The 14,416-nt window shown below is 66.4% G+C and carries 13 protein-coding genes and 1 pseudogene; 3 read left to right on the top strand and 11 right to left on the bottom strand.

Features of this window, described 5'->3' with window-relative positions; genetic code table 11:
• Positions 1-144: 144 nt before the first annotated feature.
• The 3 genes from gpmA to CNE_RS01705 all read left to right on the top strand — a co-directional run bounded on the left by gpmA (position 145) and on the right by CNE_RS01705 (position 3,618).
• Complete coding sequence (gene gpmA / locus CNE_RS01715) at positions 145-891, top strand: 2,3-diphosphoglycerate-dependent phosphoglycerate mutase (RefSeq protein WP_010814831.1); 747 nt, start codon at positions 145-147, stop codon at positions 889-891.
• 179 nt (positions 892-1,070) lie between these two features.
• Positions 1,071-2,678, top strand: a complete 1,608-nt coding sequence (locus CNE_RS01710) for a S41 family peptidase (protein ID WP_013955428.1) — start codon at positions 1,071-1,073, stop codon at positions 2,676-2,678.
• 166 nt (positions 2,679-2,844) lie between these two features.
• The gene (locus CNE_RS01705; RefSeq protein ID WP_013955427.1) at positions 2,845-3,618 is read left to right on the top strand and encodes a HesA/MoeB/ThiF family protein; all 774 of its coding nucleotides are present in this window, start codon (positions 2,845-2,847) and stop codon (positions 3,616-3,618) included.
• Between the two features lie 9 nt (positions 3,619-3,627).
• Here the strand turns inward: CNE_RS01705 and mnmH are convergent, their stop codons facing one another.
• The 11 genes and pseudogenes from mnmH to CNE_RS01650 form a co-directional block, all read right to left on the bottom strand.
• A complete protein-coding gene (gene mnmH / locus CNE_RS01700; RefSeq protein ID WP_013955426.1) occupies positions 3,628-4,731 on the bottom strand; it encodes a tRNA 2-selenouridine(34) synthase MnmH in 1,104 nt (367 codons plus the stop codon).
• A gap of 191 nt (positions 4,732-4,922) precedes the next feature.
• Positions 4,923-5,402, bottom strand: coding sequence for a bacterioferritin (gene bfr / locus CNE_RS01695; protein ID WP_013955425.1), 480 nt, complete (start codon positions 5,400-5,402; stop codon positions 4,923-4,925).
• Positions 5,403-5,528: 126 nt separating this feature from the next.
• Positions 5,529-5,834, bottom strand: coding sequence for a (2Fe-2S)-binding protein (locus CNE_RS01690; RefSeq protein ID WP_041227713.1), 306 nt, complete (start codon positions 5,832-5,834; stop codon positions 5,529-5,531).
• Positions 5,835-6,048: 214 nt separating this feature from the next.
• Positions 6,049-7,821, bottom strand: coding sequence for a phosphoenolpyruvate--protein phosphotransferase (gene ptsP / locus CNE_RS01685; protein ID WP_013955423.1), 1,773 nt, complete (start codon positions 7,819-7,821; stop codon positions 6,049-6,051).
• 49 nt (positions 7,822-7,870) lie between these two features.
• The gene (locus CNE_RS01680; protein ID WP_010814838.1) at positions 7,871-8,140 is read right to left on the bottom strand and encodes an HPr family phosphocarrier protein; all 270 of its coding nucleotides are present in this window, start codon (positions 8,138-8,140) and stop codon (positions 7,871-7,873) included.
• On the bottom strand, positions 8,109-8,564 hold the full coding sequence (locus tag CNE_RS01675; protein WP_013955422.1) for a PTS sugar transporter subunit IIA: 456 nt from the start codon (positions 8,562-8,564) through the stop codon (positions 8,109-8,111). Before CNE_RS01675 ends, CNE_RS01680 begins: the two co-directional genes overlap by 32 nt.
• A 67-nt stretch (positions 8,565-8,631) precedes the next feature.
• Positions 8,632-9,600 carry a glutathione synthase gene (gshB, locus tag CNE_RS01670; RefSeq protein ID WP_013955421.1) on the bottom strand — a complete coding sequence of 323 codons (969 nt, stop codon included), beginning with the start codon at positions 9,598-9,600 and terminating at the stop codon, positions 8,632-8,634.
• A gap of 8 nt (positions 9,601-9,608) precedes the next feature.
• The gene (gene gshA / locus CNE_RS01665; protein ID WP_013955420.1) at positions 9,609-10,904 is read right to left on the bottom strand and encodes a glutamate--cysteine ligase; all 1,296 of its coding nucleotides are present in this window, start codon (positions 10,902-10,904) and stop codon (positions 9,609-9,611) included.
• A 549-nt stretch (positions 10,905-11,453) separates the two neighbouring features.
• Positions 11,454-13,020: pseudogene (locus tag CNE_RS01660) on the bottom strand (ammonium transporter).
• 33 nt (positions 13,021-13,053) lie between these two features.
• Positions 13,054-13,392, bottom strand: a complete 339-nt coding sequence (locus CNE_RS01655) for a P-II family nitrogen regulator (protein WP_010814843.1) — start codon at positions 13,390-13,392, stop codon at positions 13,054-13,056.
• Between the two features lie 49 nt (positions 13,393-13,441).
• Positions 13,442-14,239, bottom strand: coding sequence for a TorF family putative porin (locus CNE_RS01650; protein ID WP_013955418.1), 798 nt, complete (start codon positions 14,237-14,239; stop codon positions 13,442-13,444).
• Positions 14,240-14,416 lie beyond the last annotated feature (177 nt).

The raw sequence follows: 14,416 nt of genomic DNA, 5'->3' as shown, positions 1-14,416 counted from the left end.
GGTTTGGCGTCCAGGCCCTGCCGTCGCATGGCCATCCGCCATTGTCGCCTGTCTGAGACATGGGATGTCCACAAGGAACCCATCAGCCCCCTCCAGGTGACGGCGCGGACGCATGCAGGTTACCTACTCTCTGGAAGCAGCAGCATGTACAAGCTCGTCCTCATCCGCCACGGCGAATCCACGTGGAACCTTGAAAACCGCTTTACCGGCTGGGTCGACGTCGACCTGACCGAAACCGGCGCCGACCAGGCGCGCCAGGCCGGCAAGCTGCTCAAGGATGCCGGCCTGGGCTTTGACGTGGCCTATACCTCGGTGCTCAAGCGCGCCATCCGCACGCTGTGGCATGTGCAGGATGAAATGGACCTGATGTGGATCCCGGTGCGCAACGAATGGCGCCTGAACGAGCGCCACTACGGCGCGCTGGCCGGCCTGAACAAGGCAGAAACCGCCGCCAAGTTCGGCGACGAGCAGGTGCTGGTGTGGCGCCGCAGCTATGACACGCCGCCGCCCGCACTGGAGCCCACCGATCCGCGTGCCTCGTACGACGATCCGCGCTACGCCAATGTGCCGCGCAACGAGATCCCACTGACCGAGTGCCTGAAGGACACCGTGGCCCGCGTGATGCCGCTGTGGAACGAATCCATCGCCCCCGACATCCAATCCGGCAAGCGCGTGGTCATTGCCGCCCATGGCAACAGCATCCGCGCGCTGGTGAAATACCTGGACCAGATCTCGGATGACGATATCGTCGGACTCAATATCCCCAACGGCACCCCGCTCGTCTATGAGCTGGACGCCGACCTGCGCCCCCTGCGCCACTACTACCTGGGTGACCAGGACGCCATCGCCGCCTCGCTGGCGGCCGTGGCCAGCCAGGGCAAGGCACGCTGAAGCCGGCCCGGGCGGCCGCGCGCGGATGTGCGGCCGCCCACCCTGAGCCGGGACGGGACAGGCCCGTTTCACCACACGCACTTATACTGTCGGACAAACCGCCCGGCGCCGGGCGGCCGCAGCCGGCATAATCTCCCTACCGTACACCAGTACTTCGAGTACACGTTCAGGCAGCCCTCATGCGCAAGACGCTCAAGAACATCAGCCTAGTTTCTGTCGGCCTCGTCGCCGGCGTGCTCGCCACGCTGCAGATTTCGGCGACCGCCCAGAACTCATCGGGGCCCTTGCCGCTTGACCAGTTGCGGCTGATGGCCGATATCTTCGGGCAGATCAAGCGCGAGTACGTGGAGCCGGTCGATGACAAGAAACTGCTGACCGAAGCCATCAAGGGCATGGTCGCCAGCCTCGACCCGCATTCGTCCTACCTCGACGAGAAAGACTTCAAGGAACTGCAGGAAGGCACGCGCGGGCGCTTTGCCGGCCTGGGCATCGAGATCTCGCAGGAAGAAGGCCTGGTCAAGGTGATCAACCCGATCGAGGACACCCCGGCCTTCCGCGCCGGCATCCAGCCGGGCGACCTGATCACCCGCATCGACGACAAGCCCGTGCGCGGCCTGCCGCTGGAGCAGGCGGTCAAGCGCATGCGCGGCGAGCCCGGCACCAAGGTCACGCTGACCATCTACCGCAAGAGCGAGGAACGCACCTTCCCGGTCTCGATCACGCGCGCCGAAATCCGCGTGCAGTCGGTCAAGGCCAAGATGCTGGACAACAATATCGGCTGGATCCGCCTGACCAGCTTCCAGGAACGCACCATCTCCGACTTGTCCCGCAAGCTGGCCGAGCTGGCGCAGAAGAACCCCAACATGAAGGGCCTGGTGCTGGACCTGCGCAACAACGGCGGCGGCGTGCTGCAGGGCGCGGTCGGCGTGGCCGCGGCGTTCCTGCCGGAAGACGCCACGGTGGTATCCACCAACGGCCAGGTGCCCGATGCCAAGCGCGTGTACAAGGCGTCGTACAACAACTACCGCCTGTCGTCGCTGGAAGACGATCCGCTCAAGGGCCTGCCCGCGCTGTACAAGAAGATCCCGATGGTGGTGCTGACCAACGCCTACTCGGCCTCGGCCTCCGAGATCGTGGCCGGCGCGCTGCAGGATCATCACCGCGCGCAGATCATGGGCAAGACCACCTTCGGCAAGGGCTCGGTGCAGACCGTGCGCCCGCTGACCAACGACACCGGCATCAAGCTGACCATCGCGTACTACTACACGCCGAGCGGCAAGTCGATCCAGGCCAAGGGCATCCGTCCGGACATCCCGGTCGACCAGAACCCCGAAGGCGATCCAGACGACGCGCTGATCACGCGCGAGATCGACACCGAGCGCCACCTGCACAACAAGCAGGAATCGGAGGAGCCGGAAATGACCGAGCGCGAGCAGCGCCGCGTGGACGAGCTGCGCCGCCTGGAAGAAGAGAACGCGAAGAAGTCACCGGAAGAGCGCGAGAAGGACCGCCGCAAGAAGCCGGTGGAATTTGGCTCGGCCGAAGACTTCATGCTGCAGCAGGCCATCGCCCAGCTCAACGGCCAGCCGGTCAAGCGCTCCAAGTCGAAGCTGGAAACCAATCCGCCGGCCGACAACGGCAAGGCGGCAAAGCCCTCGGGCAAGAGCGGCGCCAAGGGCGCCAGCGCACCGGCAGCCAAGCCGGCGGCACCGGCCCCCGCCAAGCAGCCGCCAGCCAGCGCCCCGATCGGCGAGCCGCTGGGCACGCCGACGGGCAAGGCTCCCTGAAGCCGGGGCTTGCGCCACACCAGAAGCGGCCCTGCGGGGCCGCTTTTTTCATTCCCGCCCGCCCGGCATGGGAAAGCAACTTGGAGCACAATGCCAGGCGTGACCTGCCCGGCCCTGCCGCCCTCACCGCAACACGAAGCGCCGCACCAGCCCCGCGCCAGCCATCATGAACGACGACCAGAACGACGGCCTCAACGACGAACAACTGCTGCGCTACTCGCGCCACATCCTGCTGGACGAGCTCGGCATCGAGGGCCAGCGGCGCCTGCTTGCCGGCCATGCGCTGGTGATCGGCGCCGGCGGCCTGGGCGCGGCCGCGCTGCCGTTCCTGGCCTCGGCCGGGGTGGGCCGCATCACGGTGGTCGACAACGACCAAGTCGACCTGACCAACCTGCAGCGCCAGATCATCCACACCACCGCCAACGTGGGCCGTCCCAAGGTGGATTCGGCGCGCGAAGGCATGCTGCGCATCAACCCCGGGCTGGAGATCGTGACGGTGCCCGCGCGCGTGGGCGATGCAGAGCTTGACCAGCTCGTCGCCACGGCCGACGTGGTGCTCGACTGCTGCGACAACTTCGCTACGCGCCAGGCGGTCAACCGCGCCTGCGTGGGCCACAAGGTGCCGCTGGTGTCAGGCGCGGCGCTGCGTTTCGATGGCCAGATCAGCGTGTTCGACCGGCGCCAGCCCGACGCGCCCTGTTATGCCTGCCTGTTCCCGCCGGCCGAACCCGCGCCGGAAGTGGCCTGCGCCACCATGGGCGTGTTCGCGCCGCTGGTCGGCATGGTCGGCACGGTGCAGGCGGCCGAGGCGCTCAAGCTGCTCGCCGGTGTCGGCGAGAGCCTGGCGGGCCGGCTGCTGATGGTCAATGCGCTGTCGATGGAATGGACCACGATGCGGCTGGCACGTACGCCGGATTGCCCGGTCTGCGCCGGGCACTGAAGCCGAAGGCTAGTCCCGCTGCGCCGTGTGCGCCCGCAGCCAGTCGGTGACGGCGGCGCGGTCGCCGCGAAAGACGATGCGCGCCTCGCGCTGTTCGCGCTGGAAGGCGTACATCGGATCGTAGTACTCGCGCAGCAGCACGGCAATCCAGTCGCGGTGCAAATCCACCTCGCCCCGCTCCGCCTGCTGCGCCAGCGCCTGGTCCAGCAACGCTGACAGCTTGCCGTAGCGGGCGCCGCCCAGCCGCGGCGAGATCCCGGCCATGGCCTCGCGCAGGCGCGTGGCGTAGGCTTCGAAGCCTTCCGTGCTGCCCTTCTCGGCGATGAACTCCGCCGACAGCCCTTGCACATAGTCGCGCAGCACGCGCTCCACGCGTTCATCGAACGACGCGTCCAGCCACACCAGCGGGCTGGCCTGCATGCGCTGTGTCAGCGCCTGCGGCACGTCGCGGCTGCCGATATAGCGGCCCTCGTCCTCCACCACCAGCGCGCGCCAGCCTGCGTCAATATGCCGCAGTACGTCGATGGCCAGTGCGTTCTCGAAATCGATCTGCGGCGGCTGCGCCAGCGCGCGCCGCCCGAAGGCCGAGCCGCGGTGCCGCGCATGGCCTTCGAGGTCGATCGCGGCGGGCACGTCGGCCAGCACATCGGTCTTGCCGCTGCCGGTCAGGCCGCCCAGCACGAACCACTGCTGCTCCGCCGCCGCAGCATCGGTGGTCTCGATCAGAAAGCCGCGCATCGCCTTGTAGCCGCCAGTCACGCGGGGGTAATCGACACCGGCCGCGTGCAGCCATTGCTGCACCAGCTGCGAGCGCAGCCCGCCGCGGAAGCAATACAGGTAGCCGTCCGGATGCGCGCGCGCAAACTCCGCCCAGGCTGCGATCCGCGCCGCCTTGCGCAGGCCCGACACCAGCTGGTGGCCAAGTTCGATTGCCGCCTGCTGGCCCTTCTGCGCATAGCACAGACCCACCTCATGGCGCTCGGCATCGTCCATCAGCGGCAGGTTGACCGCGCCGGGGAAGGCCCCGCGCGCGAATTCCAGCGGCGCGCGCACGTCAAGCATGGCCACGCCGCTGAGGAACAGGGTGCGGAAGTCCGCGGTGTCAGGGCGCATCACTGGTCATAGGGTGAGTTCCGCGCGGCGCCGTGGCGGGACAGGAGCCTTTGCCCGCCAGCGACGCCTGGATGAAGACAGGAATTGGAATGAGAAGGGTTACTGCCAACAGGCGAGCAAAACGGCGATGCCGAATGGCGCCGCGCGCTGGGGCGGGCCGCTCATCGAGAGCGGCCACGCCGGAGACCGGCTTATTGCTCGCCCGGCTCCAACTGCGACTGCAGGTAGTTCTGCAGCCCGACCTTGTCGATCAGGTCCAGCTGCGTTTCCAGGTATTCGATATGTTCCTCCGTATCGGTGAGGATATCGACCAGGATTTCGCGGCTGACGTAATCGCCCACGGATTCGCAGTAGGCGATGCCTTCCTTGACGGTGGCGTGCGCGGTCTGCTCGAGCTTCAGGTCGCACTTGAGCATTTCGGGCGTGTCTTCGCCGAGCAGCAGCTTGTGCAGGTCCTGCAGGTTGGGCAGGCCGTCCAGCATCAGGATGCGCTCGATCAGGCGGTCGGCGTGCTTCATTTCGCCGATCGATTCCTTGTACTCCACCTCGCCGAGCTTCTTCAGGCCCCAGTGGCGATACATGCGGGCGTGCAGGAAATACTGGTTGATCGCGGTCAGCTCGTTCTTGAGCTGGGCGTTCAGATGCTGGATGACCTTCTTGTCACCTTTCATTGGCGGCTCCTGTTGCACCGGGCCCGCGCAAAAACACGAAACGGCGCCAATGGCGCCGTGCAGTCAGTGAAAAAGGAAAAAGCGCAAAAGCGCGCCGTGAACCGGATCTTCAGTTCATGGGCGCGTTCAGGCCACCAGCGCCTTGCGCTGGTCGTTCGCGACTGCCGGGTCCCGAGTGTCCATTATGGTACATGGGCCCGATGCGGAACAGGAAGAAATCTCCACAACCTGGATGTTGGCGAGGGTCGCCACGGTGACGTTGCGCACTGCTGCCACGCCTTCCTGCAACACCTGCTGCGCGCAGTCGCGGCAGCGGCCGCAGCACGTGCCGACACCAAGCGTTTCGGCCAGTTCGTCGAGGGTTTCGATGCCCAGGTGTGCAGCACCGTGAATCTCACGATCGGTGATCTGGTTGCAGATACAGACGTACACAACTCCCTCCTGTGGGGCGCGTGGCACCGGCATGCCACTGCGAATGAACGTCAGAATATCAGAGATCAATAATGATAACAATTCCCATTAAGCCACATAGGAAGAGGTCGGGTAGACGCCACAGGATGCAAAAAGAAGGCGGCTGAGGCGGCACTTTCCAGCTTATTAAAGTGCTGCATCAGCCGCCCTGCTGCACCAGAAAACCCTGATGGCTTTATGGTCGTGCCAGCTGCCGCAGAGCGGTCGCCTGCTCGTCCGGATCGTAGGCCTGCAGGACCTGGTCGACCAACGGCTCGAGCCGTTCGCAGTGGGCATGCAGGATCTCCTGCTTGACCCGCAGCAGCTGCGCCGGGTGCATCGAGAACTCGCGCAGCCCCATGCCCAGCAGCAGCCGGGTCATGGACGGGTCGCCCGCCATTTCGCCGCACACGGCCACCGGCACGCCGGCGCGGTTGGCCTCGCGGATGGTGCGCGCCACCAGCTGCAGCACCGCCGGGTGCAGCGGGTCGAACAGGTGCGCCACCGCGTTGTCGGCGCGGTCGATGGCCAGCGTGTACTGGATCAGGTCGTTGGTGCCGATGGACAGGAAGTCCATCTTGCGCAGGAACAGCGGCAGCAGCAGCACCGCCGCCGGGATCTCGATCATGGCGCCGACCTTCATGCCCGGATCGTAGGCCTCGCCGCGCTCGTCGAGCTGGCGCTTGGCCTTGGCGATCAGCGCCAGGGTCTGGTCGATCTCGCTGGCGTGCGCAAGCATCGGCACCAGCAGCCGCACCGGGCCGAAGGCCGAAGCCCGCAGCAGCGCGCGCAGCTGGGTCAGGAACATGCCCGGCTCGGACAGCGACCAGCGGATCGCGCGCAGACCCAGCGCCGGGTTCAGCGCGGTCTCGAAGTCATCGCTGCGGCCGTCGCCCCGGGCATCGAGCGGCTTGTCGGCGCCGATGTCGATGGTGCGGATGGTCACCGGCAGCCCGTGCATGGCATCGACCGCGCCGCGATAGGCCTGGAACTGCTCGTCTTCGCCCGGCAGCTCGTCGCGCCGGTTCATGAACAGGAATTCAGAGCGGAACAGGCCCACGCCGACCGCGCCGGCCGACAGCGCCGCGCCGGCATCCTCGGCCATCTCGATATTGGCCAGCAGGTCGATCTCCAGCCCGTCCAGCGTCACCGCCGGGGTATGCCGCAGCCGCTGCAGGCGCTTCTTTTCCAGCGCGCGCTCGCTCTGCCGGTGGCGGTACTCTTCCAGGATGATGGCGGTCGGGTCGACGATCACCAGCCCGGCATCGCCATCGATGATGATCCAGTCGTCCTGGCGGATCAGCTCGCTCGCGCTCTGCACGCCGACCGCGGCCGGGATGTCCAGGCTGCGCGCGACGATGGCGGTATGCGAGGTGCGCCCGCCCATGTCGGTGACGAAGCCGTGGAAGATCGTATGGCGGAACTGCAGCATGTCGGCCGGGGAGATATCGTGGGCCACCACGATCACCCCGGTCGCGGCCTCGCCGTCGGCGGCCAGCGCCGGTACCGGCGCTGGCACCAGCACCGGGGCCCCGGCCAGCGCCTTCAGGATGCGCTCGACCACCTGCCGGATATCGGTCTTGCGCTCGCGCAGGTATTCATCCTCGATCTCGTCGAACTGGCGCATCAGCTCTTCGAGGCGCGTGGTAAGTGCCCACTCCGCGTTGTAGCGCCGGCCCCGGATCAGGGCCTCGGGCTCGCGCGCCAGCGCCTCGTCGTCGAGGATCATCGCGTGCACGTCCAGGAACGCGCCCAGCTCCTCGGGCGCGTCACGCGGCAGGTCGCGCTTGAGCGCGACCAGTTCCGCGCGCACCGCGGCGCGCGCGGCGCGCAGCCGTTCGACCTCGGCGTCGAGCTGGTCTTCATCGACCAGGTAGTGCGACACATCCAGCGCCGCGGGCGCAAGCAGGTGCGCGCGCCCGATGGCGACGCCGCGCGAGACCGGGATGCCGTGCAGGGCGAAAGGCATGTACCGCTCCGTCAGGAACGTTTAAGAATTCGGGTCGAGGCCGCCGGCCTCACTCTCCCTCGCCAAAGCGGTTGGCGATCAGCGCCAGCAGCGCGTCCATCGCCTCCTGCTCGTCGGGTCCGTCGGTCTCGAGGGTCACCGTCGAGCCGATCCCGGCGGCCAGCATCATGACGCCCATGATGCTCTTGGCGTCGACCTGGCGACCATTGCGGGACATCTTGACCTGGCTGACAAAGTTGCCGGCGAGCTGGGTCAGCTTGGCGGACGCGCGTGCATGCAGTCCAAGCTTATTGATGATGGTGGTGTCCCTCTGCAGCATATTTGTCGGGATGGTTTGCGGTTTGGTTCTGGACAGTCGTGGTGCCGACCTGCAGCACACCCTGCGAGCCGCCGGCCAGGGCCTTGGTGGCCAGCTGGTCGAGCTTTTCGCCCCGGTAGCAGATCGCGCGCACGAGCATGGGAAGGTTGACGCCGGCCAGCACGCGCACGCGGCCCGGCTCGGCCAGGCGTGCGGCGATATTGGCGGGGGTGGCGCCGAAGATATCGGTGAGGACCAGCGCGCCGTTGTCTTCGCAGATGGCAGCCAGCCGGCGCCTGGCCTCGGCCAGCACGACGGCGGGATCGGCATCGGGAAGGACGTCGATGGCTTCCAGCCGCTGCGGCTGGCCGCAGTAGACGTGGGCGGCGCAATCGCGCAGGGCCGAAGCCAGCGGCGTGTGCGCGATGATCAGAATGCCTGCCATGATGGTGAATCCGTTGGATTGCCCCGATTGTAGCAGGCGGCCCCCGCGCTCCCGCTGCCGGCCCGGCTCAGCGGCCGGCAGCGTCGACGGCGTGCTCCAGCGCGTCGATGAACATCGCCGCCACATGGAAACCGGTTTGCTGGGTGATCTCCTGAAAACAGGTCGGACTCGTCACATTGACCTCGGTCAGGTAGTCGCCGATGACGTCCAGGCCCACCAGCAGCAGGCCCTGCTCCCACAGCCCCGGCGCCAGTGCTTCGGCGATCTCGCGGTCGCGGGTGCTCAGTTCCTGCGCGCGGCCGGTGCCGCCGGCAGCCAGGTTGCCGCGCACTTCGCCGGCCATCGGCACGCGCGCCAGCGAATACGGCACCGGCACGCCGCCGATCAGCAGGATGCGCTTGTCGCCGTCCTTGATCGCCGGGATATAGCGCTGCACCATCAGCGTGCGGGCGCCGTCGTGGCCCAGCGTCTCGACGATCGCGGCCAGGTTCATGCCGTCAGCGCCGACGCGGAACACCCCCATGCCGCCCATGCCGTCCAGCGGCTTGACGATGATGTCGCGATGCTCGGCGTGGAAGTCGCGGATGCGCGCCAGGTCGCGCGTGACCAGCGTCGGCGTGATGTATTCCGGGTACTGGGCAATGGCCAGCTTCTCGGAATGGTCGCGGATCGCGCGCGGCTTGTTGAACACGCGCGCGCCCTGCGACTCGGCCAGCTCCAGCAGCCAGGTGCTGGTGACGTACTCCATGTCGAAGGGCGGGTCCTTGCGCATCAGCACCGCGTCGAAGGCCGACAGCGGCTCCAGCGCGCTGTTGCCCTCGCGGTACCAGGCGCTGTGGTCGGCGTCGCTGGTCTCGCCGGTCAGGTGCAGGCGCGTGGCCACGGCCTCGACCGTGCGGCCGGACAGCGCCAGCTGCGGCTGCAGGCACCAGTACAGCTCGTGGCCGCGCGCGGCGGCCTCGGTCATCATGGCGTAGGTGGAGTCCTTGTAGGTCTTGAAGGTCTCCAGCGGGTCAGTGATGAAGAGGATGCGCATTGGGCTCGTCACAGGATCGGGTTCGGGTCGGTTTTCTCGAGTTCCAGCGACGCCGCCAGTAGCGCCAGCCGCGCCACCACGCCGTACATGTAGAACCGGTTGGGGACGGCCGCGCCGGGCTTGGCGTGGCTGTCAGGGATGCCGTTCGGGGCAAACGCCAGCGGCACGAAATGCATGCCCGGCGCGTTCAGGTTTTCGTCGTTGCCACGGCCCGTGTGCACGCGGTAGAAGCCGCCGACCACGTAGCGGTCGATCATGTACACCACCGGCTCGGCCACCGCTTCATTGACCTTCTCGAAGGTGTGCACGCCTTCCTGGATGATGACGTCGCTGACCTCCAGGCCTTCCTTGACGACGCTCATCTTGTTGCGCTCCTTCCGGTTCAGGCCCTTGACCTCGGACGGGTCGCGCACGGTCATGATGCCCATGCCGTAGGTGCCGGCATCGGCCTTGACTACCACGTACGGCGTCTCCTTGATGCCGTACTCGCGATACTTCTTGGCGATCTTCTTGAGCACGCCCTCGACCGCGTCGGCCAGTTCTTCCTCGCCCACGCGCTCGTGGAAGTCCACGCCGGAGCAGCGGGCGAAGTACGGGTTGACCATCCACTGGTCGATGTCGATCAGCTTGGCGAACTTCTTGGCCACCTCGTCATAGGCGGCAAAGTGGCTGCTCTTGCGGCGCGTGGACCAGCCGGCGTGCAGCGGCGGCAGCAGGTACTGCTCGTTGATGTTTTCCAGGATCGGCGGGATGCCGGCCGACAGGTCGTTGTTCAGCAGGATCGAACAGGGGTCGAAGTCCTTCAGCCCCAGCCGGCGGCCCTTGGTGCCCAGGCGCGCCAGCGGCTCGACCACCAGGGTCTGGCCATCGGGCAGCTCGATCGGGGTCGGTTCGGTGATTTCCTCGGAGAGCGAGCCCAGGCGCACGTTCAGGCCCGCCTGGCGCATGATCAGCGACAGCCGCGCCACGTTCTGCAGGTAGAACATGTTGCGGGTATGCCGCTCGGGGATCAACAGCAGGTTCTTGGCGTCCGGGCAGATCTTCTCGATCGCCGCCATCGCCGCCTGCACCGCCAGCGGCAGCATTTCCGGGGCCAGGTTGTTGAAGCCGCCCGGGAACAGGTTGGTATCGACCGGCGCCAGCTTGAAGCCGGCATTGCGCAGGTCCACCGAGCAGTAGAACGGAGGGGTATGCTCCTGCCATTCCAGTCTGAACCAGCGCTCGATAGACGGCGTGGCGTCCAGGATCTTCTTTTCCAGTTCGAGCAGCGGACCGTTCAGCGCGGTGATGAGATGCGGGACCATATCCATCCTATAGATCGTCTTTATCGTTCGCCCCGATTGTAGAGGAACGGCCAACCAGGCGCTGGCACCCCCCCTTATAAGGATATGCACGGCCGGGCCTGAGGGATAACGATATGGGGATGGGCGGCGCGAAATAAAGAGCCGGCCGCACAGGCAAAAAAAAGCGCGGCGATGCCGCGCTCTTGAATGGCCTGACAGATACGGGGAGCGTTCTGCAGGTGGAGGAAACTGCCTCACTGGCAATGTATGTGCCCAGCACATTAAAGACAATTGAAGCTTTTTAAGATCGGAGTTAAGCACTTTGCGAAAAGCCCGCGTGGCGCGCGGGGGGATCGCCGGGCAGCCCTTGCCGGCACTCGGCTGGCGGGTTTTGCGAGGAGCTACGGGAGTCCTCCCCGAGCATGCGCAACACAAGTGGCTCGGCCACGGCTGCCCGGCAAATGTCTGCAATCGCAGGCAATGCCGGAGGGAAAAAAGCCCGGCACACGGCCGGGCTAAAGCTCCTGAGAGAAGATTCCCAATCAGCTCTCCAGCACAACACTTTTGCGGTCAGACTTCATACGCGGTCTCGCCGTGCGAGGTGATATCCAGGCCCTCGCGCTCTTCGTCTTCCGGCACCCGCAGGCCGATCAGCATGTCCACCAGCTTGTAGGCCACGAAGGCGACCACGCCGGACCACACCACGGTGGTCAGCACGCCTTCGAACTGGATCCACAGCTGGCCGGCGATCGAATAGTCATCCGCCACCTTGTTGGTCACGTAGTCGTAGATGCCCGTGCCGCCCAGGCTGGGCGAGGCGAACACGCCGGTCAGCAGCGCCCCCAGGATGCCGCCCACGCCGTGCACGCCGAACACGTCCAGCGAGTCGTCCATGCCCAGCATGCGCTTCAGGCCGGTCACGCCCCACAGGCACAGCAGGCCAGCCAGCAGGCCGATCACGATCGAGCCCATCGGGCCGACGAAGCCGGCAGCCGGGGTGATCGCCACCAGGCCGGCCACCGCACCCGAGGCACCGCCCAGCATCGACGGCTTGCCCTTGCCGATCCACTCGCCGAAGGTCCACGCCAGCACCGCGGCGCAGGTGGCCAGCAGCGTGTTGACGAAGGCCAGTGCGGCCGAGCCGTTGGCTTCCAGCGCCGAGCCGGCGTTGAAGCCGAACCAGCCGAACCACAGCAGCGAAGCGCCGACCATGGTGAACGTCAGGCTGTGCGGACGTATCGCCTCGCGGCCGAAGCCGATGCGCTTGCCGAACATATAGGCACCCACCAGGCCAGCCACGGCGGCGTTGATATGCACCACGGTGCCGCCGGCGAAGTCGAGCGCGCCCTTCTGGAACAGCCAGCCCGACTTGGCGGTCGCGGCGGCGCCGGCAGCGGCGTCGGTGTAGGCGTCCGGACCCGGCCAGAACCAGACCATGTGGGCCATCGGGATGTAGGAGAAGGTGAACCACAGCACCACGAACACCAGCACGGCCGAGAACTTGGCGCGTTCGGCGAAGGCGCCGATGATCAGGCCGCAGGTGATGCAGGCGAAGGCGCACTGGAACGCGAAGTAGCCCAGTTCCGGCACCACCACGCCCTTGCTGAAGGTCGCCGCCACGGCCTCGACCGTCAGCCCCTTCATGAAGAGCCGGTCGGTGCCGCCGAAGAAGGCGTTACCCTCGGTGAAGGCAAAGCTGTAGCCGTAGATCGCCCACAGCAGCGCCACCAGCGAGAAGATCACCAGGCACTGCATCAGTACCGACAGCATGTTCTTGGAGCGCACCAGGCCGCCGTAGAACAGCGCCAGGCCGGGCAGCGTCATCAGGATCACGAAGGCGGTCGAGACCAGCAGCCAGGCGGTGTCGCCCTTGTTGGGCGCCGGAGCGGCCGGCGCGGCGGCGGCTTCCGCGGGAGCGGCGGCCGTTGCGGCCGCGGCAGGCGCAGCGGCGTCGGGAGCAGCCGGCGCTGACGCTTCGGCAGCGGCTGCAGCGGGGGGCGGCGGAGGCGGCCGGGGCGGATGCCTCGGCGGCCGGCTTGTCCTGTGCGGCGGCCGGCGTGGAGATGCCCACGCCCGCCGTGCCGATGGCCAGCGCCATCGCGCCGGCCGTCAGGAATCGCTTGAACCAGGTTTTCATGTGCTTAACCTCTTGTGTTGTGCTGTCTCGGGGTCACAGTGCATCGCCGCCGGTCTCGCCGGTGCGGATGCGGATAACCTGCTCGATCGGGGCCACGAAGATCTTGCCGTCGCCGATCTTGCCAGTGCGGGCCGATTTCTCGACCGCCTCGATGGCGCGCTCGACCACGTCGTCGGGGACTGCCACTTCGATCTTCACCTTGGGCAGGAAGTCGACGATGTACTCCGCGCCGCGGTACAGCTCGGTGTGGCCTTTCTGGCGGCCGAAGCCTTTCACTTCGGTCACGGTGATGCCGGACACGCCCACGTCCGACAGCGCTTCGCGCACCTCGTCGAGCTTGAACGGCTTGATCACTGCAATGATGAGTTTCATCAGGATTCTCCTGGGGGCGGGCCGGCAGCTCGCCCGGGCTGCGTCAGAGTTAGAAAGTCTTGGTGATCGAGGCCCACGCCGCCGCCTTGCCCAGGTAGCGGCCACGGTTGGCGCTGGTGTACGCCGCTTGCTTGGCGTTGGTATCGACATAGGCCACGGCCAGCGCGAAACCCTTGCCCAGGTCCTTGGTCAGGCCGATCTTCCAGTCGGTGTACGAGGCATCGCTGTTGTGCTTGACGTCCTGGTAGCCGACGTGCGCGTTCAGGGTCAGGTCCCAGAAGTTCAGCGGCACGTTGGCGCTCAGGTCGATGTAGCCGCTGTTCTTGCTGTCGGCCCAGCCAAACAGGTTGGTGACCGCGTGCGAGTACTTCAGGAACACCGGGCCCCAGCCGATGCCGGCGTACAGTTCCGTGGTGTAAGGGCGCGGGTTGTTGTAGCCGCCCGGGTAGTAGTACTGCAGCACGCCCACGTCATAGTTGAATTCGGTGCCGGCAACCTTGAAGGTGTTCTTGAAGCCGCCGTAGAAATCCATCTCGACCGGGGCCGAGACCGCCGGGTTGGCATCCTCGAGCCAGCTGATGCTGGAGTTCCAGTTGCCCACGTAGAAGCCGCTTTCGTGGGCGTAGTCAAAGCCACCCTGGATGGCCGGGCGCAGGTTGGTCTGGCTGATGCCGCGATAGCGGTAGTCCGAGACCAGTGACACGTTGGCCGTGAACGTATGCGGCGATGCCGGCTCGGCCGCGGCCGCGGCAGGTGCCGGGGCCGCCGCGTCCGTGCTTTGCGCGTAGGCAGTGGCAGCGGCACTGGTCAGGACAACCGCGCTGACTGCAAGGGCCAACTTCTTCATGGATTTCTTCTCCCTTTTCCTGATGGCTCGGATTTCGTTTATTGGATTTCGGTGATTCAATGAGGCAGGCGTACCCACTACTGCAACTGCCATGCCAGCTCCGCTGAAGTCGGCGATGCAAGTCGGCGATGCATGTCGGCCGTAATCTCGTGCCGTGACCAAAGCCAGACTTGAATC

Origin of the sequence: Cupriavidus necator N-1 (assembly GCF_000219215.1) — a bacterium.
Classification (GTDB): Bacteria; Pseudomonadota; Gammaproteobacteria; order Burkholderiales; family Burkholderiaceae; genus Cupriavidus; species Cupriavidus necator.
The sequence above is the reverse complement of the archived record's forward strand: the minus strand, read 5'-3'. Positions and strand labels throughout refer to the sequence as shown.

Bases quoted from the DNA above. Each gene is read 5' to 3' on its own strand.
- ptsP (WP_013955423.1), bottom strand. From the start codon at position 7,821: ATGCCTTTCGCCCTGCACGGCATCCCGGTCTCGCGCGGCGTCGCCATC.
- CNE_RS01680 (WP_010814838.1), bottom strand. From the start codon at position 8,140: ATGCTGCAGAGGGACACCACCATCATCAATAAGCTTGGACTGCATGCA.
- gshB (WP_013955421.1), bottom strand. From the start codon at position 9,600: ATGCGCATCCTCTTCATCACTGACCCGCTGGAGACCTTCAAGACCTAC.
- mnmH (WP_013955426.1), bottom strand. From the start codon at position 4,731: ATGCGCCCTGACACCGCGGACTTCCGCACCCTGTTCCTCAGCGGCGTG.
- CNE_RS01705 (WP_013955427.1), top strand. From the start codon at position 2,845: ATGAACGACGACCAGAACGACGGCCTCAACGACGAACAACTGCTGCGC.
- CNE_RS01655 (WP_010814843.1), bottom strand. From the start codon at position 13,392: ATGAAACTCATCATTGCAGTGATCAAGCCGTTCAAGCTCGACGAGGTG.
- CNE_RS01675 (WP_013955422.1), bottom strand. From the start codon at position 8,564: ATGGCAGGCATTCTGATCATCGCGCACACGCCGCTGGCTTCGGCCCTG.
- gpmA (WP_010814831.1), top strand. From the start codon at position 145: ATGTACAAGCTCGTCCTCATCCGCCACGGCGAATCCACGTGGAACCTT.
- bfr (WP_013955425.1), bottom strand. From the start codon at position 5,402: ATGAAAGGTGACAAGAAGGTCATCCAGCATCTGAACGCCCAGCTCAAG.
- CNE_RS01710 (WP_013955428.1), top strand. From the start codon at position 1,071: ATGCGCAAGACGCTCAAGAACATCAGCCTAGTTTCTGTCGGCCTCGTC.
- gshA (WP_013955420.1), bottom strand. From the start codon at position 10,904: ATGGTCCCGCATCTCATCACCGCGCTGAACGGTCCGCTGCTCGAACTG.
- CNE_RS01650 (WP_013955418.1), bottom strand. From the start codon at position 14,239: ATGAAGAAGTTGGCCCTTGCAGTCAGCGCGGTTGTCCTGACCAGTGCC.